Origin of the sequence: Streptomyces armeniacus (assembly GCF_003355155.1) — a bacterium.
GTDB lineage: Bacteria > Actinomycetota > Actinomycetes > Streptomycetales > Streptomycetaceae > Streptomyces > Streptomyces armeniacus.
The window spans coordinates 6426371-6447168 of sequence record NZ_CP031320.1 but is presented as its reverse complement, the minus strand read 5'-3'; the positions used below and the strand labels follow the sequence as shown (position 1 = coordinate 6447168).

General features: G+C 71.2%; 19 protein-coding genes and 1 tRNA gene. 9 read left to right on the top strand and 11 right to left on the bottom strand.

Annotated features, from left to right (window positions below; all coding sequences use genetic code 11):
- The first annotated feature begins 19 nt into the window (after positions 1–19).
- Both DVA86_RS28035 and DVA86_RS28030 read left to right on the top strand, forming a co-directional pair.
- The gene (locus tag DVA86_RS28035) at positions 20–1300 is read left to right on the top strand and encodes an aminotransferase class V-fold PLP-dependent enzyme (RefSeq protein WP_208882470.1); all 1281 of its coding nucleotides are present in this window, start codon (positions 20–22) and stop codon (positions 1298–1300) included.
- A 346-nt stretch (positions 1301–1646) separates the two neighbouring features.
- The gene (locus tag DVA86_RS28030; RefSeq protein ID WP_208882468.1) at positions 1647–2981 is read left to right on the top strand and encodes a dicarboxylate/amino acid:cation symporter; all 1335 of its coding nucleotides are present in this window, start codon (positions 1647–1649) and stop codon (positions 2979–2981) included.
- A gap of 120 nt (positions 2982–3101) precedes the next feature.
- Here DVA86_RS28030 and DVA86_RS28025 read toward each other — a convergent pair.
- Positions 3102–3178, bottom strand: a tRNA-Thr gene (locus DVA86_RS28025).
- A gap of 175 nt (positions 3179–3353) precedes the next feature.
- Here DVA86_RS28025 and DVA86_RS28020 point away from each other — a divergent pair.
- From DVA86_RS28020 to DVA86_RS28010, 3 genes are all read left to right on the top strand, one after another.
- Complete coding sequence (locus DVA86_RS28020) at positions 3354–4493, top strand: ABC transporter ATP-binding protein (protein ID WP_208882466.1); 1140 nt, start codon at positions 3354–3356, stop codon at positions 4491–4493.
- A gap of 204 nt (positions 4494–4697) precedes the next feature.
- On the top strand, positions 4698–5117 hold the full coding sequence (locus tag DVA86_RS28015) for a hypothetical protein (protein ID WP_208882464.1): 420 nt from the start codon (positions 4698–4700) through the stop codon (positions 5115–5117).
- Between the two features lie 179 nt (positions 5118–5296).
- A complete protein-coding gene (locus tag DVA86_RS28010) occupies positions 5297–6028 on the top strand; it encodes a nucleotidyltransferase family protein (RefSeq protein WP_208882462.1) in 732 nt (243 codons plus the stop codon).
- A 292-nt stretch (positions 6029–6320) separates the two neighbouring features.
- On the opposite strand, the gene DVA86_RS28005 is transcribed toward DVA86_RS28010, so the two are convergent.
- From DVA86_RS28005 to DVA86_RS27975, 7 genes are all read right to left on the bottom strand, one after another.
- On the bottom strand, positions 6321–8198 hold the full coding sequence (locus tag DVA86_RS28005) for a DoxX family protein (protein ID WP_208882460.1): 1878 nt from the start codon (positions 8196–8198) through the stop codon (positions 6321–6323).
- Between the two features lie 195 nt (positions 8199–8393).
- A complete protein-coding gene (gene rlmB, locus DVA86_RS28000; protein WP_208882458.1) occupies positions 8394–9356 on the bottom strand; it encodes a 23S rRNA (guanosine(2251)-2'-O)-methyltransferase RlmB in 963 nt (320 codons plus the stop codon).
- A 236-nt stretch (positions 9357–9592) separates the two neighbouring features.
- Positions 9593–11008 carry a cysteine--tRNA ligase gene (gene cysS / locus DVA86_RS27995; RefSeq protein WP_208882456.1) on the bottom strand — a complete coding sequence of 472 codons (1416 nt, stop codon included), beginning with the start codon at positions 11006–11008 and terminating at the stop codon, positions 9593–9595.
- Positions 11009–11084: 76 nt separating this feature from the next.
- Complete coding sequence (locus tag DVA86_RS27990) at positions 11085–11489, bottom strand: PPOX class F420-dependent oxidoreductase (protein ID WP_208882454.1); 405 nt, start codon at positions 11487–11489, stop codon at positions 11085–11087.
- A 115-nt stretch (positions 11490–11604) separates the two neighbouring features.
- Positions 11605–12126, bottom strand: a complete 522-nt coding sequence (gene ispF, locus DVA86_RS27985; protein ID WP_245997763.1) for a 2-C-methyl-D-erythritol 2,4-cyclodiphosphate synthase — start codon at positions 12124–12126, stop codon at positions 11605–11607.
- Between the two features lie 19 nt (positions 12127–12145).
- Positions 12146–12904 carry a 2-C-methyl-D-erythritol 4-phosphate cytidylyltransferase gene (gene ispD / locus DVA86_RS27980; protein WP_208882452.1) on the bottom strand — a complete coding sequence of 253 codons (759 nt, stop codon included), beginning with the start codon at positions 12902–12904 and terminating at the stop codon, positions 12146–12148.
- A 362-nt stretch (positions 12905–13266) separates the two neighbouring features.
- Positions 13267–13749: a CarD family transcriptional regulator gene (locus tag DVA86_RS27975; RefSeq protein ID WP_121517532.1), complete on the bottom strand. Its 483-nt coding sequence runs from the start codon at positions 13747–13749 to the stop codon at positions 13267–13269.
- A 510-nt stretch (positions 13750–14259) separates the two neighbouring features.
- On the opposite strand from DVA86_RS27975, the gene DVA86_RS27970 reads away from it, so the two are divergent.
- Positions 14260–15036 (top strand): DUF461 domain-containing protein, encoded by a 777-nt coding sequence (locus DVA86_RS27970; protein ID WP_208882451.1) that lies wholly within the window; start codon positions 14260–14262, stop codon positions 15034–15036.
- A gap of 121 nt (positions 15037–15157) precedes the next feature.
- Here the strand turns inward: DVA86_RS27970 and phoP are convergent, their stop codons facing one another.
- Both phoP and phoR read right to left on the bottom strand, forming a co-directional pair.
- Positions 15158–15829 carry a two-component system response regulator PhoP gene (gene phoP / locus DVA86_RS27965; protein ID WP_484421926.1) on the bottom strand — a complete coding sequence of 224 codons (672 nt, stop codon included), beginning with the start codon at positions 15827–15829 and terminating at the stop codon, positions 15158–15160.
- 5 nt (positions 15830–15834) lie between these two features.
- Positions 15835–17127, bottom strand: coding sequence for a two-component system sensor histidine kinase PhoR (gene phoR, locus DVA86_RS27960; protein WP_208882448.1), 1293 nt, complete (start codon positions 17125–17127; stop codon positions 15835–15837).
- Between the two features lie 194 nt (positions 17128–17321).
- Between phoR and phoU the strand changes: the two genes are divergently transcribed.
- Positions 17322–18017 carry a phosphate signaling complex protein PhoU gene (gene phoU / locus DVA86_RS27955; protein WP_208882447.1) on the top strand — a complete coding sequence of 232 codons (696 nt, stop codon included), beginning with the start codon at positions 17322–17324 and terminating at the stop codon, positions 18015–18017.
- A 143-nt stretch (positions 18018–18160) separates the two neighbouring features.
- Positions 18161–18310 carry a hypothetical protein gene (locus DVA86_RS27950; RefSeq protein WP_208882446.1) on the top strand — a complete coding sequence of 50 codons (150 nt, stop codon included), beginning with the start codon at positions 18161–18163 and terminating at the stop codon, positions 18308–18310.
- 48 nt (positions 18311–18358) lie between these two features.
- Here DVA86_RS27950 and DVA86_RS27945 read toward each other — a convergent pair whose 3' ends face one another.
- Entirely contained in the window at positions 18359–19120 is a 762-nt protein-coding gene (locus tag DVA86_RS27945) for a phosphoglyceromutase (protein WP_208882444.1), read from the bottom strand.
- 174 nt (positions 19121–19294) lie between these two features.
- Here DVA86_RS27945 and DVA86_RS27940 point away from each other — a divergent pair, with 174 nt between their 5' ends.
- On the top strand, positions 19295–20599 hold the full coding sequence (locus tag DVA86_RS27940; protein WP_245997762.1) for an MDR family MFS transporter: 1305 nt from the start codon (positions 19295–19297) through the stop codon (positions 20597–20599).
- The last annotated feature ends 199 nt before the right edge of the window (positions 20600–20798 follow it).

Sequence of the window (20798 nt, the reverse complement as noted above, 5' to 3'; positions counted from 1 at the left end):
TGAGAGTATGCTCTCGCGTATGACCCTCACCACCCACGACGCCGAGGCCTTCGCACCGGAGACCATGCGGTACGTACGAGGCCAGTTCGCGCACCTGGAACACGACGCGCGCGGCACGAGCCGCCTCTTCTTCGAGAACTCCGGCGGCTCGCTCCGGCTACGGGCGGCCTCCGAACGCGCGCTGGAGATCTCCCTCTTCCCCGAGGCCCCCTCACGCCCCGGCAAAGTCGCCCGGGACCTGGCCCGGATCGAGCAGCAGGGCGAGTCCGACCTCCTGGCCTTCTTCGGAGGTGCGCCAGACGGCGCGCTCCTGCCCACCGCGACCGCGTCGCAGGCGATGTTCGTTCTGGTACGGACGATCACCGAGAACGTCCCCGGCACCAACATCGTGACCACCGCCCTCGAACACCCCTCGTCCTACGACGCCTGCGAGCAGTACGCGCGGCGCACGGGACAGGAACTCCGTACGGCCGCGCCCAACCGGACGACCGGCGGCATCGACCCCTCGGCGGTCGCCGAACTGGTCGACGCCGAGACCTCCCTCGTCTCGGTCATCGCCACTTCGAACATCACCGGTGCCATCACGGACATCCCCGCACTGGTCGAGGCGGTCCGCGAGAAGAACCCCGGCGTTCACGTGATCGTGGACGCGGTCCAGTACGCGCCGCACGGCGTCCTCGACGCCCAGGGGTGGGGAGTCGACGGCGTCAACATCGCGCCGTACAAGATGTTCGGGGACCGCGGGAACGCGTTCACCTACCTCTCGCCCAGGCTCGCGGAACTCGGCCACGACCGGCTCACCAAGGCGAGCTCGCGCACCTGGAGCGTGGGCAGCTCCGCTCCCGCGGTCTTTGCCGGGTTCTCGGCGATCATGGACTATCTCGTCACTGTGGGCGGTGCGTCACCGGCCACCGATCGTCGCGACGGCATCGTCGCGGGGATGCACGCCGTCCAGCGGCATGAGCAAGCGCTTCTGCACACCTTGCTGAACGGGACGGAGCGACAGGCCGGGCTCCGCCGGCTCCCGGGAGTCCACATCCACTTCGCCGACACGGCGGCCACGTCGCCCCGCGACCTGATCGTGCCGCTGACCTTCGACGGGCTCTCCTGCGCCGACGCGGTCCGCGCCTACGAGGACAACGGCGTGACCGTGTACGAGCGGGTCGCGACCAGCCACTACTCCGAGCGCATCCTTCGCTCGCTCGGGCTCGAGGGCGTGGTGCGCGTGTCACCACTGCACTGCCACACCCCGGAGGAAGCGGAGCACTTCCTCCGCGTCACCGAGATGATCGCCAAGTAGCAGGCGCGGCAGCGGCGGACGCCCCGTGAACCCGGCCCGGCAGGGCCCTGCCACCACGGCCCTGCCGGACCCTTCGCGTTGCCCGATCCCTATGAAACTGAGTCTATATTCTCAGATGAGACCGTGTTATCGTCTGCGATCCGCAGCCTTCCACGAACGACATCCGGCCTCGGAGACTCCCCCTCCGACGGCGCGCCCTCCCCACGGCGCAGCGGAGCACCTGCGGACGGTCCTCGAGAAAGGGGCAGCACGCGACGATCACCGGAATACGGCGATCGAATCCGGCACGCCGGAAGCGGCGTGAATCAGCTCAGCCTGCCCGTCCCCAGAGAAAGGGCTGAAAGCCATGAGTACCGAGACCCGAGAGCCCCCTCGTACCGCTCGGAAGAGGTTCCGACTCCAGCTCCACACCCAGGTGGTCATCGGGGCGGCCCTGGGGATCGTCGTCGGCCTGATCCTCCAGGACGACGCGAGCCATCTGGACCCGGTCGGCCAGATCTTCCTGCAGCTGCTGCAGTTCCTGGTCGTTCCCCTGGTCGTCGTCACGCTGCTGGCCGGCATGATCCAGATGACCTCGGCCCGCGACCTGGCAGGCATCGGCGGCAGGTTCTTCGCCTACCTCGTCGTCACCTCACTGTGCGCCTCCGCCATCGGTGTCGGCATCGCGCTGATCGTCCGCCCCGGGCGGGGATTCGACGTCGGGTCGGTCGAAAAGGGGACACCCGAGGAGGCGACCGGAGAGTTCTCGTTCCTCGACCAGATTCAGGAATGGGTCCCGTCCAACATCGTTGCCTCCATGGCCGAGATGTCGATGGTCCAGATCATCGTCGGCGTCATTCTCTTCGGTTCGGCCATCCTGCTGATCGGCGAGCAGAAGATCCCCGGCATCTACGCCCTCATCCGGGAATCCTCGGAGGTGGTCCTCCGGCTCACCGGCATCATCATCAAGGCGTCGCCGTACGGGATCTTCGCGCTGATGGCCGTGCTCGTCGGCACCACCGGCACGGACTCGCTCTCGGCAGCGGTCAAGTTCATCGTGGTGGACTACCTCGCGCTCATCGTGATGGCGCTGGTGGTGTATCCCCTCGTCATCGGACTCGTCGCCCGCCTCAACGTGTTCCGCTTCTACCGCAAGGTCTGGCCGGCGTCCCTGTTCGCCATGACCACCGCCAGCAGCGCCGCGACGATCCCCGTCTCCATGAAGATCGCGCAGAACGACCTCGGAGCCCCGAAGAGGATCTTCGGCTTCACGATCCCGTTCGGCGCGACCGCCAACATGGACGGCTTCGCCGTGGCGCTGGGAGTGATCGCCGTCTTCGCCGCCGACGCCCACGGCATGGACATCACGCCCGCCCTGATCCTCCAGATCGTCCTGCTGGGCCTGGTGATGAGCGTCGGCGCGGCCGGAGTGCGCGGCGCGGGCATCGTGATGTCGGCGGTACTCCTCAAGAGCCTGGGGCTCCCCCTCGAGATAGTGCCGCTGCTCGCGGCCATCTGGCCGATCCTCGACATCGGCCACACCGGACTGAACGTCACCGGAGACCTGACCGGCACTGCAACCGTCAGCGCGGCCGACAAGTCACTCGAGAAGGAGGTCTTCAACGCCCCGCCGACGGAGCTGGACACCCGTAAGGACAAGGCCCCCGAGGCTCCGGCGGCGGACCAGCGCGCGGCACCGTGAAAGCACACGGCACCGTGAAGTTGAGCGGCAGGGAACGCAGAGTCCGCGGTACGACCGGGCTGAGCGGCGGCTGCTGCCGAACAGCGGGGCTCCCCTGCCGGGAGCCCGGAGTGCGGCGGTTGGAGCCGCCTGTCGGATTCGAACCGACGACCTTCTGTTTACAAGACAGATGCTCTAACCAGCTGAGCTAAGGCGGCGTGCCCGAGCAGTGTACCCGGCCGCGACGGCGCGACGACGGGGAGTTTCCTCCCCGCGCGACTACTGACAAAGAAGCTGCCCCCGGGTTAACGTCCACGCAACGTCTTCGGAAGAGGACTAGACCCTTTACTACGGATCGTCCGGCACGTACCTGCCGGTGAAGGAGACAACACCATGGCCACGGTCACCTATGACGCTGCGACCCGGATCTACCCGGGTGCCAAATCCCCCGCCGTCGACAAACTCGACATCGACATCGAGGACGGCGAGTTCCTCGTCCTCGTCGGACCGTCCGGCTGCGGAAAGTCCACCTCCCTGCGCATGCTCGCGGGTCTCGAGGACGTCGACCAGGGCACCATCCGGATCGGTGACCGCGATGTCACCCACCTTCCGCCGAAGGACCGGGACATCGCCATGGTGTTCCAGAACTACGCGCTGTACCCGCACATGACCGTCGCGGACAACATGGGCTTCGCCCTCAAGATCGCCGGCGTCAACAAGGCCGACATCCGCAAGAAGGTCGAGGACGCGGCGAAGATCCTGGACCTCGAGGACTACCTCAGCCGCAAGCCCAAGGCCCTCTCCGGCGGTCAGCGCCAGCGCGTCGCGATGGGCCGCGCGATCGTCCGTGAGCCGCAGGTCTTCCTGATGGACGAGCCGCTGTCGAACCTCGACGCGAAGCTCCGCGTGCAGACCCGTACGCAGATCGCGAGCCTGCAGCGCCGCCTCGGCATCACCACCGTGTACGTCACCCACGACCAGGTCGAGGCCATGACGATGGGCGACCGCGTGGCCGTCCTCAAGGACGGGCTGCTCCAGCAGGTCGCCACGCCGCGGCACATGTACGACAAGCCGCAGAACCTCTTCGTCGCGGGCTTCATCGGCTCCCCGGCCATGAACCTGGTCGAGGTGCCGATCACCGACGGCGGCGTGAAGTTCGGCAACAGCGTCGTGCAGGTCGAGCGCGAGGCGCTCTCCACCGCCGGCGACAAGGGCGACACCACGGTCACCGTCGGCTGCCGCCCGGAGCACTTCGACCTCGTCAACGGCGACAACGGCGGCGACTCCAAGTCCCTCTCCAAGGAGGCCAAGGACCAGCCCGCGGGCCTCGCCGTGACCGTGAACGTCGTCGAGGAGCTCGGCGCCGACGCGTACGTCTTCGGCACCGCCGACCTCGGCGACACCAAGGAGGACCTGGTGATCCGCGTCAGCGGGCGCGACGTGCCGGAGAAGGGCTCCGTGATCCACGTCGTGCCGCGGGCCGGCGAGACGCACGTGTTCTCCACCTCGACCGGTGAGCGGCTCAGCGACTGAGTCTTCGCCGTACGGGTTGTCCGTACGGAGCCGTACGAGCCGTTTCGCGCAAGCGACTTGGGGCCGCACCTCCCGCGCAAACCGGGAGGTGCGGCCCCATTTCGATCCCGTACGTCAACGTGCGGTTCGAACGGCACAAGTTCTTGTCGCTCGACATGGTGACCAAATGTCGCCAAATCATCACTGTTCGCTACGATCGCCTCCGTGAACCACGTAGCCCGCCGTATCGGCCGATCCCTCGCACTCGTCCTCCCGGTCGTCCTGGTCCTGTCCGGGACGCTCGCGGTCGCCCGCGTCCCGTGGGCGACCGCCCCCTCCGACTCGCAGGCGCTCACCGCGTCAGCGGACGGCGCCTCCACGCAGCAGACGGAGCCGCGTACGCCGCAGGAGGTGCTGCGCGACCGCCTCGTCGCCGAACTCCAGGAGGAGAACCCGGGCGTCGCGCTCACCAGCCTCCAGAAGGAGATGAACCGGAAGCCGTCGCTCGCCCGGCACTGCAAGTCCATCGCGAAGGCGCTGGGCCGCGCGGCGGTCGAGAAGTACGGCGCCGTGCACCGCGCGCAGGCGTTCGCCCGCCCGGTCTGCGACACGGCGTTCGCCACCGGGGTCGCGCAGCTGCGCTGACGTACGGGGTGCGGTGCCGCGCTGCTGCGGTGCAGCGGTGCTGCGGTGCAGCGGTGTTGCGGTGCTGCGGTGCTGCGCCACCGCGTCGCTGCGGGGTGCGGGCGGCGTACGCGTCGTACGGCCGCGGCGACCTGCGTACGGCCATGGCCCGTGCCGTCACGGGCCATAGGGTGCCCACCATGACCCGTGACCCGCATGACGAGACGTACCCGAGCCAAGCCGTGGTCCTGGCCGGAGGCCAGGGTTCGCGGCTGCGGCCCTACACCGACGACCGTCCCAAGCCGATGGTCGAGATCCCCGGCACCGGCATGCCGATCATCGGCCACCAGCTGGCCTGGCTCGCCGCCGAGGGCGTCACGGACGCGGTCGTCTCGTGCGGACACCTCGCCGAGGTGCTGCAGGAATGGCTCGCCTGCACCGAACTCCCGCTGCGGGTCAGCACCGTGATCGAGAACGAGCCACTGGGGCGGGGCGGCGGACTCAAGTACGCCGCCGCGTCGCTGCCGCGGCCCGACGAGCCGTGGTACGCCACGAACGGCGACATCTGGACCCGCTTCTCGCTCCGCGAGTTCGCCGCCTTCCACGCCGAACGCGACGCGACGGCCACGCTGGCGCTGGCCCGGCCGCGGATTCCGTGGGGGGCCGTGGAGACGGACGAGTTCGGGCATGTACTGGACTTCATCGAGTCGCCGCCGTCGCCGTATCTGATCAACGCGGGTGTGTACGTGTTCTCGGCCGAGTTCGCCGGCCTGCTGCCGGACCGGGGCGACCACGAACGTACGACGTTCCCGCGGCTCGCCCGCGAACGGCGGCTGGCGGGCTTTCCGCTGCCGCAGGGGGCGTATTGGCGGGCGATCGACACGGCGAAGGATCTGACGGAAGCCGCGAAGGAGCTTGGCGGCGGCGACTGACGCGCCTCAGCCCCTCCGGCGCCCCCAGCGCGTCCGGCGTTTGAGGACGGACCCCGGCCGCCCACGGGCCGCGGCAACGCCACGTGGGCAGGCCCGAATCGGCCGACACTCCCACCCATCGGGCTGAGGGCCGTCCTCAAACGCCGGACGGGCTTGGATGTGCCGGGCTGAGACCGTCCTCAAGTGCCGGACGGGCTTGGTTTGGGCTGCTGTGCGCCCTCAAGTGCCGGACGGAGGTGGTGGGGATGGCCGCGGAGCGTCCGTCAGGTGACGGGAGGCGCTGAGGTGACGGTCACCCCAGGAGCCCTCCCAGCGCGCCGCGGCCCCCGCTCGTGCCGCCCCCACCGTCGCCGCCGCTCCCGCCGGAGGAGGAGCCGCCCGAGGACGAACCGCCCGTGCTGCCCCCCGCCGTGCTGCGGCCGCTCGGTGTGCCCGTGCTGCCCGTACTGCCCGTGCTCGTGCTGCCCGCCGACGGTTCCGTCGCCGCCGGCGGCTCCGCTTCCGGGGGCGCGGACTGCTGCGGTGCCTGTACGGTCTGCCGCTGGCTCGGGGTGGCCGGTTCGCCGCCCGGGGCACTGGGCGAACCGGAGCTGGACGCCGAGGGGTTGGCCGAGCGGCTCGCGTCCGGGACGCGTGAGCCGGGCGTCTGCCCGTCGCGGTCCTTGCGCTTGCCGGGTTCGCCGGGGAGCGGGGAGCCGGGCAGTTCGTTGGTCGGCGGCTCGCCCGGGTCGGGCACGGTGACGGTCTGCGAGGAGCGTACGGCGCCGCCGAGGAGCGCGCCGAGGAGCAGCGCCGAGCCGAGGACGACGGTGGCGAGCGCCGTGCCGCGGCGCAGTACGCGCCGCCGCAGGTCCCACAGTTCGACGCGCGGGCCGAGCGTGCGCCAGGCCTCGCCGGCGAGGCGGGCGTCCATCGAGTAGACGGGGGCGCCCGCGATGATCAACGGGCTCCACGCGGCGAGGTAGATGATGTCCGGCGCGTCGTACGCGGGCACCGTACGCCAGCTCACCGTCATGATCAGGGCGGCGGAGAGCAGCGCCCCGAACCCGGCGGCGACGCGCTGCCAGAGCCCGCACATCGTGAGTACGCCGACGATCACCTGCAGGAACGCGACCGTGAGCCCGGAGCCGACCGGGTGCGCGAGCGCGAAGTCGTGCAGTGGCGTGGCGATTGTCCACGGCTCCAGCGAGTTGAGCCAGGTGACCATCGAACCGCGGCTGCCGCCGTCGAAGTAGACGGGGTCGCAGAGCTTGCCCATCCCGGCGTAGATCGAGATGAAGCCGAGGAAGATCCGCAGGGGCAGCAGCACCACCCCGAGGTTCATCCGCCGCCCTGGGTAGTACGCGTGCCGCACGGCCTCCGCGCGGCGCTGCGCACGCGCGGACGCGCCGGGGTCCGCGCCCGCGCCCGTACGGTCGCCGCGCGGGCCGTCGCCTTCGTACGAGCCCTCGTGCGGACCGTCGTACGGGTCCTCGCGCGGGCTGTCGTACGGGCCGCCGGGCGCGGCCCCGTCGTCGTACGCCCCGCGCACCGGCCGCACCCCGGAGAGCAGCGGCTGGGTGCTCTCGGGCGGGCGCGGGTCGCGCGGCCCGACGACCAACGGGCCGCCGCGGCCGGTGCGTTCCCGGCCGGGCCCGGGGTCCCGGCCGGGTCCGGGGTCCTCGATGCGGGGGAGTGTCTGCGTGGAGGCGTTGGCGGGTTCGGGGTCGTGCTGCCTGATGACCGTGCCGACCAGCCCGGGTTCCGTGTCGAGGGTGTCGAGGCCGGTGCCGGCGGGCGGCGTCCGTACGGCCTGGAGCAGCCGCGTCGCCCCGGTGTCCTCGGGTCCCGTGTGGCCGCTCCACACGACCGGCGCGCGCCGCCGCGTACCACCGCGCGCCCCCGCCCCGGCGGCCGCGCCCGCAGCCGCGCCCGCGCCCGCTCTGCCCGCGGGCGCCCCGGCGCCCGCGGCCGCACGCCGCCGGGCGGCGGCGTCGAGCGCGTCGTTCGGGGGGACGGGCGCGGCCAGCCGCACCCGGAAACTCGCGTGGTTCACGATGACCTGCGCGGGGTCGCACGGGACCTTGACCGTGCTCAGTACGGTCTCGTCGTCGGTGAAGCCGCGCGGCGCTCCCCCAGGGGGAGAGCCCGGAGGGACGGATGTGCGGGGTGTTCTGGTGTCCACACTCATCTAACCGAGTGATGGACGCTTAAGACACTGCCTTGACCGCCCGAAGTGTCCGAGGCCCGTCAAGGCCCCGGCGCCCGGCCGGAATTACTCGCTCCGAGCCCGCGCCGCGCCCGCTGCGACGACGCCGCGCACCTCACGCCGCGCACCTCACGCCGCGCACCCCGCGACGGCCACCCGACGCCGCGCGGCACCCGCTCAACCCCGCAGCCGCGCCGCCTCGTACAGCACGACGCCCGCCGCGACGCCCGCGTTCAGCGACTCCGCGCCGCCCGGCATCGGGATACGTACGCGCATGTCGCACGTCTCGCCGACCAGCCGCGACAGCCCCTTGCCCTCCGAACCGACGACCACCACGACCGGCCCGTCCAGCGCCGCCAGGTCGTGCAGCGTGGCGTCGCCGTCCGCGGCCAGCCCGACGACCAGCAGCCCTTCCTTCTGGTACGACTCCAGCGCGCGGGTCAGGTTGGTGGCGCGTGCGACGGGCGTACGGGCGGCGGCGCCGGCCGAGGTCTTCCACGCGCCGGCCGTCATGCCCGCCGCACGCCGCTCTGGGATGACGACGCCGTGGCCGCCGAAGGCCGCGACGGAGCGGATGACCGCGCCGAGGTTGCGCGGGTCGGTCACCCCGTCGAGTGCGACGATCAGCGGGTCCTCGCCGTCGTCGAACGCCGCGGCGACCAGGTCCTCCGGGTGCGCGTACTCGTACGGCGGGATCTGCAGCACCATGCCCTGGTGGTTGAGCCCGTTCGTCATGCGGTCCAGCTCGGGGCGCGGGGCCTCCATCAGATGGATGCCGCCGCGCTCGGCCGCGAGGCGCAGGGCCTCGCGTACGCGCTCGTCGTTGTCGATGAACTGCTGGACGTAGAGCGTGCTCGCGGGCACGCCCTCGCGCAGCGCCTCCATGACCGAGTTCCGGCCGACGACCAGCTCGGACGGGGACTTCTGGCCGCGCCGCCCCGCCGTACGGCCGCCGCTGCCGCCCTGGGCGCGGCGCGCCTTCGCCTGGGCCGCGCGCTGCTTGGCGTGACCCTTGCGCATCTCGGCGGGCGGCGTCGGGCCGCGGCCCTCCAGCCCGCGGCGGCGCTGGCCGCCGCTGCCGACCTGCGCGCCCTTCTTGTTGGACGTGCGCCGGTTGCGGCGCTGGCTGTTCCCGGCCATGAGGCCACCCACTTCTCTGCTTGCTGCTGCTTCGTGCCGCCCACGGCCGTCCGGAGGCGATGCCGTACGGGACGGACGGGCGCCCGTCCGGTCGCTGCCGGGCGGGGTCCCGGATGTACAAGCGTAAAGGCGACCGGGCCCCGTACGCGTACGAGTGCGGTCCCGGACCGCGTACGGGCACCGGCCCCGTACGCGTACGGGCGCCGCCGCCCGCCGTCCGTCCGAGGCGGTCCGCCCTAGCGCCCGCCCCCGCCGAGCTCCCAGCGCGGGCCGGCCGGGGTGTCCTCGATGACCAGTCCCGAGCGCTGCAGCTGGTCCCGGATCGCGTCGGCCGCCGCGTAGTCCTTGCGCGCCCGCGCCGCCTGCCGCTGCTCCAGCACCAGGGACACCAGCGAGTCGACGACGCCGTGCAGCTCCTCGCCGCGGCCCCCCGCGCCCGCGTCGCCTGCCGCCCAGCTCTCGTCCAGCGGGTCGAGCCCGAGCACCCCGAGCATCGCGCGCAGCTCGGCGAACCGGGCGGCGGCGGTCTCCTTGTCGTCGGCGGTGAGCGCGGAGTTCCCCTGCCGTACGGTCGTGTGCACGACGGCGAGCGCCTGCGGGACGCCCAGGTCGTCGTCCATCGCCTCGGCGAACGCGGTCGGCACCCCGGCCGTGGGCACGACCTCCCCGACCAGCTCCACGACGCGCTGCATGAAGCCCTCGATACGGGCGAACGCGGTCTCGGCCTCGCGCAGCGACTCCTCGCTGTACTCGATGGTGGAGCGGTAGTGCGGGGTGCCGAGGTAGTAGCGCAGGACGATCGGGCGCCAGTGCTTGACCATCTCGCTGACCAGCACCGAGTTGCCGAGCGACTTGCTCATCTTCTCGCCGCTCATGGTGACCCACGCGTTGTGCGCCCAGTACCGCGCGAACTCGTCGCCGTACGCCTTGGACTGCGCGATCTCGTTCTCGTGGTGCGGGAAGACCAGGTCGACGCCGCCGCCGTGGATGTCGAAGGCGTCACCCAGGTACTTGTGCGCCATCGCCGAGCACTCCAGGTGCCAGCCGGGCCGGCCGCGGCCCCAGGGGGTGTCCCAGCTCGGCTCGCCCTCACGGGCCGCCTTCCACATCGCGAAGTCGCGTGGGTCGCGCTTGCCGGTCTCGCCCTCGCCCTCGGGCTGGCGGAGGTTGTCCAGCTCCTGGTTGGACAGCGCGAGGTAGCGGTCGTACGAGTGCACCGCGAAGTAGACGTTGCCGTCGGCGGCGTACGCGTGGCCGCGCTCGATGAGCGCCCGCATCATCTCGATCATCTCGGGGATGTGGCCGGTGGCCCGCGGCTCGTTGGTGGGCGGCAGGCAGCCGAGGGCGTCGTACGCGGCGTTGAACGCGCGCTCGTTCTCGTACCCGATCGACCACCAGGGGCGGCCCTGGTCGGCGGACTTCGCGATGATCTTGTCGTCGATGTCCGTGACGTTCCGGATGAAGGTCACTCCGAAGCCGCGGTACGCGAACCAGCGGCGCATGATGTCGAAGTTCAGCCCGGACCGTACGTGCCCGATGTGCGGCGGTGCCTGGACCGTGGCGCCACAGAGGTAGATCGAAACGTGTCCCGGGACGAGCGGGACGAAGTCACGGATCTGCCGGGCGCTGGTGTCGTACAGGCGAAGAGTCACGCGTCAAGGGTAGTGGGCGCGGGGCGCCCCCCGCGCCCCTTCCCGCCCGTACCCCGCGGCACTTCGGAGGCGCCGGTCAGAGGCGGCCGGCGACCTTGCGCGGGGTGATGCGCACGACGACGCGCTCCGCGTCCTGGGCGGACTGCGGGTTGAACTCGGCGTAGCTCTTGCCGACGTACTTCTGCGCCAGCTCGTTGATCAGCTCCTGGCCGCCCTCGGTGGTCAGGGAGGCGGTGCCGCGGATCTCCGCGTAGCTGTACGGCTCGTCGGCCGGCTGCACCACGACGGACACGCGGGGGTCGCGGCGCAGGTTGGCGGTCTTGCGGCGGTCGACGGTGGTCGAGATCAGCAGGTCGTCGCCGTCCCGCTTCACCCACACCGGGGAGACCTGAGGGCTGCCGTCGGGCTGGATGGTGGCGATGCTGACGAAAGTGCGGTCGTCGAGGATCTTCTTCAGGCTGTCGGAGAGCGTGGCTGACACGTGTGGGGTCCTCTCGGGAGGTTGCTGCTGACGCTTCGGGTACCGCGATTATGCGAACCACACGCGTGCACGCTGTGTTCCCACGCGGTGACGCGACCGTACGGGCAGCGGCCGGTCAGTGCGCCCGTACAAGCAGCGCCGTCGCGACGGCCGCCAGCCCTTCGGCCCGGCCCGTGAGGCCCAGGCCGTCCGTGGTGGTGCCGGACACCGAGACGGGCGCGCCGGCCGCGTCCGACAGGACGCGCTGCGCCTCCGTACGGCGGCGGCCGATCTTGGGCCGTACGCCGATCACCTGGATCGCCACGTTGCCGACGCGGAAGCCCTCGGCCCGTACGATCCGCGCCGCCTCCGCGAGCAACGTGGCGCCGGAGGCGCCGGACCACTCGGGGCGGCCGGTGCCGAAGTGGGCGCCGAGGTCGCCGAGGGCGGCGGCGGAGAACAGCGCGTCGCAGGCGGCGTGCGCGGCGACGTCGCCGTCGGAGTGGCCGGCGAGCCCGTACTCCTCGCCCTCCCACAGCAGCCCGGCACACCACAGCTCCCGCCCGCGCTCGAAGGCGTGCACGTCGGTGCCGACGCCGACGAGCGGCAGCGGGGGCATGGGGCCGGCCGGCCCGGCGCCCGTCGGCCGGGCAGCCATCGGTTCAGAAGCCATCGGTTCAGAAGCCATCGGTGATCCTGCGGCGGGCGAGCACGGCCTCGGCCAGCACGAGGTCCAGCGGCCTGGTCACCTTGAACGCCTCCTCGTGCCCCGGCACGACCACGACCTGCACCCCGAGCCGTTCGACCATCCCCGCGTCGTCCGTCGCACCCTCGCCCTCGCGGGCGACCTGCTCGTGCGCCTCCACCAGCGTCTTGCGCGCGAAGCCCTGCGGGGTCTGTACGGCGCGCAGCAGCGCACGGTCGGGCGTGCCGACGACCGGTTCGGGCTCGCCCTGCGGCACCTCGGGCGCCACCTCCTTGACGGTGTCCGAGACGGGCAGCGCCGGAACGACGGCGGGCGCGCCGTCCCGTACGGCCGAGGCCACCGCGTCCACCGTCTCGACCGGCACCAGCGGCCGGGCGGCGTCGTGGACGAGGACGGTGCCGATGTCGTCGGGGAGGACGGCGAGGCCGAGCCGTACCGAGTCCTGGCGTGTGCCGCCCCCGGGCACGACCAGCACCTCGACACCCTCGAGGGTCTCGGGCAGCAGCTGCCCGTCCAGCAGCGTTCGGACCTCGGCGGCGCCGTCCGGGGGCGCGACCACGACGACGAGGGAGACGGCACGGGCGCGCGCCATGGCGCGTACGGCGTGCACCAGCATGGGCGTGCCGTTCAGCGCGCGCAGGGCCTTGGGGGCGCCGGGGCCCAGTCGCACGCCTCGGCCCGCTGCTGGAATCACGGCTGCGGTACGGGAGTTGGGCGACTCGGATGACATTGGTTGCACGTTCAGGTTTGTTTCCTCAGCCGAGATGGGTATGGCCTCAGCGTGCCGGGCGCGATGCCTCGATCGGCCCCTTCCGTGACGACCGGTCGAGCCAGCAGCCCGGGCCCGGCACACCAGCAGAAGAGGCAGAGCACAGCGCACCTTACCCAGGCGCCCGTAGCAATACCGACGGCAGTCCACGCGGACGCGGCCGTACCAGCAGACATGCCGACCGAGCCCGGACATACCGAGGGGCCCGGTTACGGACCTTCGGTCCCCGGGCACCACGGTATATGTGTGCTGTTGGGCACGTGACGGCTTCGGACCTTCAGACGAGTCGGTCGGACACGACGTCGGGCGTCAGCCATCGGGTATCAGGAAGCGAGAACCTCGTCGAGCAGGGCCTCGGCCTTGTCCTCGTTGGTCTTCTCCGCCAGAGCAAGCTCACTCACGAGGATCTGACGCGCCTTCGCGAGCATGCGCTTCTCTCCCGCGGACAGCCCGCGCTCCCGCTCGCGGCGCCACAGGTCGCGGACGACCTCGGCCACCTTGATGACATCACCGGAGGCGAGCTTCTCGAGATTCGCCTTATAGCGCCGGGACCAGTTGGTCGGCTCTTCGGCGTACGGTGCGCGGAGCACCTCGAAGACCCTGTCCAGACCGTCCGAACCGACAACATCCCGAACGCCTACGAACTCCGCATTGTCCGCCGGGACACGCACCGTCAAGTCGCCCTGCGCAACCTTCAGAACCAAGTAGGTCATGTCCACGCCTTTGATCTGGCGAGTTTCGATAGCCTCGATCAGCGCGGCCCCGTGATGGGGATAGACCACGGTGTCGCCAACCTTGAACGTCATGTGTCAGGTACCCCTTCCGTGACTATCCATGCTAACACGGGAACGGCCCGTTCTGAATGACGTTTTCGCAGGTCAGGGCATATTTCGGGGCTTGACAAGCGGGCCCGTATCGTGCTGCGGACGGCGCGCGGGGCATGGTATTCGCAGGTCGGGACCGGTCTGCGTACGGCATCAAACGCGCGGGTCATGTGAGAGTAAACCTTGTTTCGCCGTGCGTTTTGCCCGTTTTGTCCATACAGCGGGTGGCGTCCGTTCGGCTGTTCCCGAGAATTGATCAGCGTTCGAGTTGATCAATTCAGCCACGTGCTCACATTCTTTCCGGAGAATCACACGCAAGGATGTTCCCCCCGATATTCGACCGGCCGCGCGCCGCCGCCCGCGCGGCCCGGGAGGGGTGGGTGCGGGAACGGCGCCCGGGGTCGGTAACCTGAGCCCGCCAGCAGATCACCACCGTCCGCGACCGGGCACGCCGTTCGGCCGCCAGAGCTCGTCCAAGGAGATGCCGCCGCCGTGAGCAGCAGCCTTCGACGCGGCACCCTCGCCGCCAGCGCCCTCGCACTCTCCGTAGCCGCCCTCACCGCCTGTGGCGCCGGGAACAACGCCCAGACGCTGGGCGTCCAGCCGGACAACGCCGCGACCTCCGTCGGCGACATCGAGGTCCAGGCCGTCAACGTCATCACGTCCGGCGAGGGCGCCGGACCCGCGTCCGTCACGGCGCGCATCTTCAACGCCGGCAAGAAGGCGCAGACGCTGGAGCAGATCCGCATCAACGGCACCAGTCTCAAGGTGGAGTTGAGCCCGGCCAAGGGCGAGCGGGGCAAGACCCTGCGCGTGCCGGCCGGCGGTGAGCTGGCGCTCGGCGGCAAGGACAACGCGTCCGCCGTCATCACCGAGGGCACGTCCGCGCTCAAGAACGGCGCGGCGCAGGCGGTCACGTTCGACTTCAGCTCGACGGGCGGGGTCAAGCTGCGGGCCCTGGTGGTGCCCAACACGCACACCGACTACAAGCCGTTCGGGCCCAGCGTCCGGCCGTCCGAGCCCGCCGAGACGTCGCCGTCCGGGCAGCCGAGCGGCGAGCCCGGGGGCTCGCCCTCCCCGACGGACACCGCGGGGAACGAGGGCGGCGCCGACGAAGCTGCGACCGAGGGCGGCGCCAACGAGGGCGCCGGCAACGAGGAGCGGCAGCCCGGCGCCGACGAGTCGGCCCAGCCGGGCGCCTCGGGCGCGCCCGAGGGCGGCGCGGAGGAGCCCGCGGCGGGCACCGACGGCGAGCACGCGGGTCACTGACAGCTCAGCACGCAGGCGCGCCCGCCCCGCGTACGGCGGGCGCGTCAGCGCGTACGCGGCTGCCTCAAGAGGTCGGCCCCACCGGGTCGGCCCCGGGGGTCGGGGTCGGGGGTCGGCGGGCTCAGGGCTCGAACTTGTAGCCGAGGCCGCGCACCGTCACCAGATACCGCGGCGCGCCCGGGTCCGGCTCGATCTTGGCGCGCAGCCGCTTCACGTGGACGTCGAGCGTCTTCGTGTCCCCTACGTAGTCCGCGCCCCACACCCGGTCGATGAGCTGCATACGGGTCAGCACGCGGCCCGCGTTGCGCAGCAGCATCTCCAGCAGGTCGAACTCCTTGAGCGGCAGGTCGACCTTCCCACCCGAGACGGTGACGACGTGCCGGTCCACGTCCATGCGGACCGGCCCCGCCTCCAGCGCGGCCGGGGTGACCTCCTCGGGCTCGCCGCGGCGCCGCAGCACCGCGCGTACCCGCGCGACCAGCTCGCGGGAGGAGAAGGGCTTCGTCACGTAGTCGTCGGCCCCTATTTCCAGCCCGACGACCTTGTCGATCTCGCTGTCCTTCGCCGTCACCATGATCACCGGTACGTTGGAGCGGCCGCGCAGCTGGCGGCACACCTCCGTGCCCGGCAGCCCCGGCAGCATCAGGTCCAGCAGCACCAGGTCGGCGCCGTTCCGCTCGAACTCATCGAGCCCTTCCGGCCCCGTGGCCGCGATGGCGACCTCGAAGCCTTCCTTGCGCAGCATGTACGACAGTGCGTCGCTGAACGATTCCTCGTCCTCGACGACGAGCACTCGGGTCACGGGAGGACCTCCGGGGCAGAAAGGTGTTGTTCAGAAGTGAAGGTCTCGTCGCCGTCTTCGTCGTCGAAGTCGGCGGGATCCTGCAATGCGCCGCTCAGGCTGTTCCGGCCGCGCCGGTTCGCCTCGGCCCTCTCCCGTGCACTGCCTGCTTCCGGCAGCCTCAGGGTGAAGGTGGAGCCCTGTCCCTCGGCGCTCCATACGGTGACCTCCCCGCCGTGCGAGGCGGCCACGTGCTTGACGATGGCGAGGCCGAGGCCGGTCCCGCCGGTTGCGCGGGAGCGGGCGGGATCGACGCGGTAGAACCGCTCGAAGATCCGCTCCTTGTCGGCCGACGAGATCCCGATGCCCTGGTCGGTCACCGCGATCTCGATCAGGTCGCCGCCTGGCGCCGCTATCCGGCGCCCGGCTATCCCGACCCGCGTACGGGCCGGGGAGTAGTTCACGGCGTTCTCGACGAGATTGCCGAGCGCCGCCGCGAGCTGGCCGCGGTTCCCCCATACGTGCAGGTCGGCGGTGCCGCCCGAGGCCAGCGTGATCTGTTTGCTGCTCGCCGTCTGCCGGCACCGGTCGATGGCTTCGTCGACCAGCCCTTCCACGGAGATCGGCTCCGAGTCCTCCAGCGGGTCGTCGTTCTGCACCCGGGAGAGGTCGATCAGCTCCTGTACGAGGCTGGTGAGCCGGGTCGCCTCGTTCTGCATACGGCCCGCGAAGCGCGTCACCGCCTCCGGGTCCTCGGCCGCGTCCGACACCGCTTCGGAAAGCAGGGACAGGGCGCCGACCGGGGTCTTCAGTTCGTGGCTGACGTTCGCCACGAAGTCACGCCGGACCGCCTCGATGCGGCGGGCCTCGGTCAGGTCCTCGACCAGCAGCAGCACAAGACGGGAACCGAGCGGGGCCACCCGGGCGGACACCGCGAGGGCGTCGCCGCGGCCGGAGCCGCGCCGGGGCAGGTCCAGCTCGATCTGGCGTATCTCCCCGTCCCGACGGGTGTCGCGGGCCATCAGGAGCATCGGCTCCACGGCGAGCTTCCCGCCGCGCACCAGCCCCAGGGCGTACGCGGCGGAGCTGGCCTTGACCACGGCGTCGGACTCGTCGAGCACGACGGCCGAGGAGCGGAGCACGGACAGGACGGTGTCGACGCCGGGCGGCAGCACGGCCTCGGAGTGCAGCGAGGTCCGCGTCGGCCGGGCCTGCTCGCGCTCACTCCAGCGGAACGCCAGCATGGCGATCACACCGGTGCAGACACCGGCGATCGCTGCCGCTGCGGCAACCGCCGCGTTCACGTCCATGCGTCCAGGTTATGCGGCATCTGGGACACCGCCCCAGCCCTTCCTGCGTGGACTCGAACACTCGTCCCCCAGAGTTCACCTTGGTGTCGGGGCTGATTCACTTAGGAGGACGGAAGCGGACGCATTACGCCCCGAACGTGGAAGCGTCGGGGGCCCGTGCTCCCATGATTACGCCATGCGAGGGAAGGACACTCATGCGGGACGCGTACCACGAGGAGCTGGACTCCATCAGCGACAGCCTGGTCGAAATGGCCCGGCTCGTCGGCTCCGCGATCGGGCGCGCCACGACGGCGATGCTGGACGCGGACCTGAATCTCGCCGAGAACGTGATCGCGGCGGACGAGAAGGTGGACGACCTGCAGCGCGACCTGGAGACCCGGGCCATCCAGCTGCTGGCCCGGCAGCAGCCGGTCGCCACGGACCTGCGGATCGTCGTCACCTCGCTGCGGATGAGCGCCGACCTGGAGCGCTCCGGTGACCTCGCCCAGCACGTGGCCAAGGTCGCCCGGCTGCGCTTCCCCGCCTCCCCCGTGCCGCGCGACCTGCAGGCCACGCTGCTGGAGATGGGGCAGCTGGCGCAGCGCCTGATGGCGAAGGCGGGCGAGGTCATCATCACCAAGGACGTCGACCTCGCGCTCCAGCTGGAGCAGGACGACGACAAGATGGACGACCTCCACCGGACGCTGTTCCAGCACCTGATGGACGACCGCTGGCAGCACGGCATCGAGACCGCCGTGGACGTCACGCTGCTCGGCCGCTACTACGAGCGGTTCGCCGACCACGCCGTGTCCGTCGCCCGCCGCGTCGTCTACCTGGTCACGGGCGACTACGCCGACGAGCTGGACGGCGTCGCCACCACGGACGGAACGGCGCCGGTCGAGAGCGCGTGAGGGCGGCCGGGGGCGCGTGAGCCACGCAGGGGCGCCCGGGAGCGCCCGGGTGCATCCGAGCGCGGACGATGCGCCGCCGACGCGCCGTTGATGCGGCGCGCGGGCGGCTGTGCAATGGGCACACGCCTGCCGAGGAGGAATTCATGGCCGACTCCCCGAACCAGCCCGCGTCCCCCGCGCCCTCCGAAGACCGCCCCCGGCTGCCCGTGCTCGGCGCCTGCGGCTGCGGCCCCGGCTGCCGCTGCGGCTGCCAGTCCGGGGGCCCGTGCCAGTGCGGCGGATGCTGCGGCTGACGTACGGAGCCCGGCCGTGACGGAACGGCCGGGCACCGCCCGTGGGCTCTACTTCTTCTTGCCCTGGTTCTTGACCGCCTCGATCGCGGCCTTCGCCGCGTCCGGGTCGAGGTAGGTGCCGCCCGGGTTGACGGGGCGGAAGTCGGCGTCCAGGTCGTACGAGAGCGGGATGCCCGTCGGGATGTTGAGGCCCGAGATGTCCTCGTCCGAGATCCGGTCCAGGTGCTTGACCAGCGCGCGCAGCGAGTTGCCGTGCGCCGCGACCAGCACCGTACGGCGGGTGAGCAGGTCCGGGAGGATGCCGTCGTACCAGTACGGCAGCATCCGCGTGACGACGTCCTTCAGGCACTCGGTGCGCGGCCGCAGCTCGCTCGGGATGTCGGCGTAGCGCGCGTCGTCGCTCTGCGACCACTCGGCGCCGTCGGCCAGCTCGGGCGGCGGGGTGTCGTACGAGCGCCGCCACAGCATGAACTGCTCCTCGCCGAACTCGGCGAGCGTCTGCGCCTTGTCCTTGCCCTGGAGCGCGCCGTAGTGCCGCTCGTTCAGCCGCCAGGTGCGGTGCACCGGGATCCAGTGCCGGTCGGCGGCCTCGAGGGCGAGGTTCGCCGTGCGGATGGCGCGCTTCTGGAGCGACGTGTGCACGACGTCGGGCAGCAGGCCGGCGTCCTTCAGCAGCTCACCGCCGCGGACCGCCTCCTTCTCGCCCTTCTCGTTGAGGTTGACGTCCACCCAGCCGGTGAACAGGTTCTTCGCGTTCCACTCGCTCTCGCCGTGGCGGAGGAGGATCAGCTTGTACGGTGCGTCGGCCATGCTCCGAGACTAATGGACCCGTACGGGGGACCGGTTCCGGGCCCTCGACCGTGCCCGTACGGGGCCCGTGCCGCGGCCGATTGACGCTCCCCGTCAATCCGGTGGCTCCGCGCACGCGGCGCTACGTAACGTGCGTATGCCGGTGGGCTGCTTACGGTCAGGGGGGTGCGGGCGATGGGCATGTCCGGTGCCAGGCTGCGGCGGGCGGTCTCGGAGAGCGTGGGCGGCCTGCCGCGCCGGTTCTGGTGGCTGTGGACGAGCACGCTCGTCAACCGGCTCGGCGCCTTCGTCGCCACCTTCCTCGCGCTCTATCTGACCGTCGAACGCGGCTACTCCGCCTCGTACGCCGGCCTGATCGGCGCGCTCTACGGGCTCGGCAGCGTGGTCTCCTCCGTCGGCGGTGGCGTCCTCGCCGACCGCCTCGGGCGGCGCCCCACCCTGCTGCTCGCACAGACCTCGACGGCGCTCTCGGTGGCGGCACTCGGCTTCGTCGAGCACCCGGTGGCCATCGCGGCGCTGGCCTGGACGGTCGGCCTGGCCACCAACGCCTCGCGGCCGGCCGTACAGGCGATGATCGCGGACATCGTCGCCCCGGAGGACCGGGTGCGGGCCTTCGCGCTCAACTACTGGGCGATCAACATGGGTTTCGCCGTCTCCTCCACGGCGGCCGGGCTCATCGCGCAGTACAGCTACCAACTGCTGTTCCTCGGCGAGGCCGTCATGGTGCTGGCCTGCGCGGTCGTCGTCTTCGTGAAACTGCCGGAGACCCGCCCGGAGCATCCCGAGGGTGCGCGGAACAGCGACCGTACGGAGGCGGAAGACACCGCCGTCTCACATACCGCCCCGACGGCCGTCTCGATCTGGACGGTGCTGAGGCACGGACGCTTCATGACCGTCGTCGCACTCAACCTGGTGATGGCGCTGCTCATCCAGCAGGCGTTCGTCGCGCTGCCGGTGTCGATGGGCATGGAGGGCTTCTCCAGCTCCGACTTCGGGCTGGTGATCGCGGCGAACGGCGTGCTGATCGTGCTCGTACAGATCCCGATCACGCGTGTCATCCAGCGCCGCGACCCCGCCCGCATGCTGGTCGTCTCCGCCCTCCTCACCGGCTACGGCTTCGGGCTGCACGCGTTCGCGGACTCCGTCGCGTTCTACCTCGTCGCGGTGTCCGTCTGGACCCTCGGCGAGGTCATCAACTCCCCCACCCAGATGGGACTCGTCGTCCGCCTGTCGCCGACGCACGGGCGCGGCCGGTACCAGGGCGTGTACGTGCTCTCCTGGTCGCTGGCCTCCCTGCTCGCGCCGCTGCTCGGGGGCTTCGTCATCGACCGCTTCGGCCCGGACGCCCTGTGGGGCCTTTCCGCGCTGCTCGGCACGGTGATGGCGGTCGGCTACGGGCTGCTGCGCGGCATGCCGTCGTCCCCGGAGGAGGGCGGGGGCGGAGACACGGACGGGGGCGTGTCTCTTATGCACATCTGAGTCTGCCGACGCAGGGCTAGGTGGAGGTGTGGGGGGCCGGGAGTTGGCGAGGGAGGAGGTTTCGGGGGCCGTGGCGGGACGTGATCGTCATGGTCGGGAGGCTGTGGTGTGTCGGGGAGGTGGAGGATCCAGCCGGGCCGGAGCAGGTTGGGGTTCGTCAGGGTGCGGCCGTCCGATTGGGGGCGGCCTTCGTTTCGGG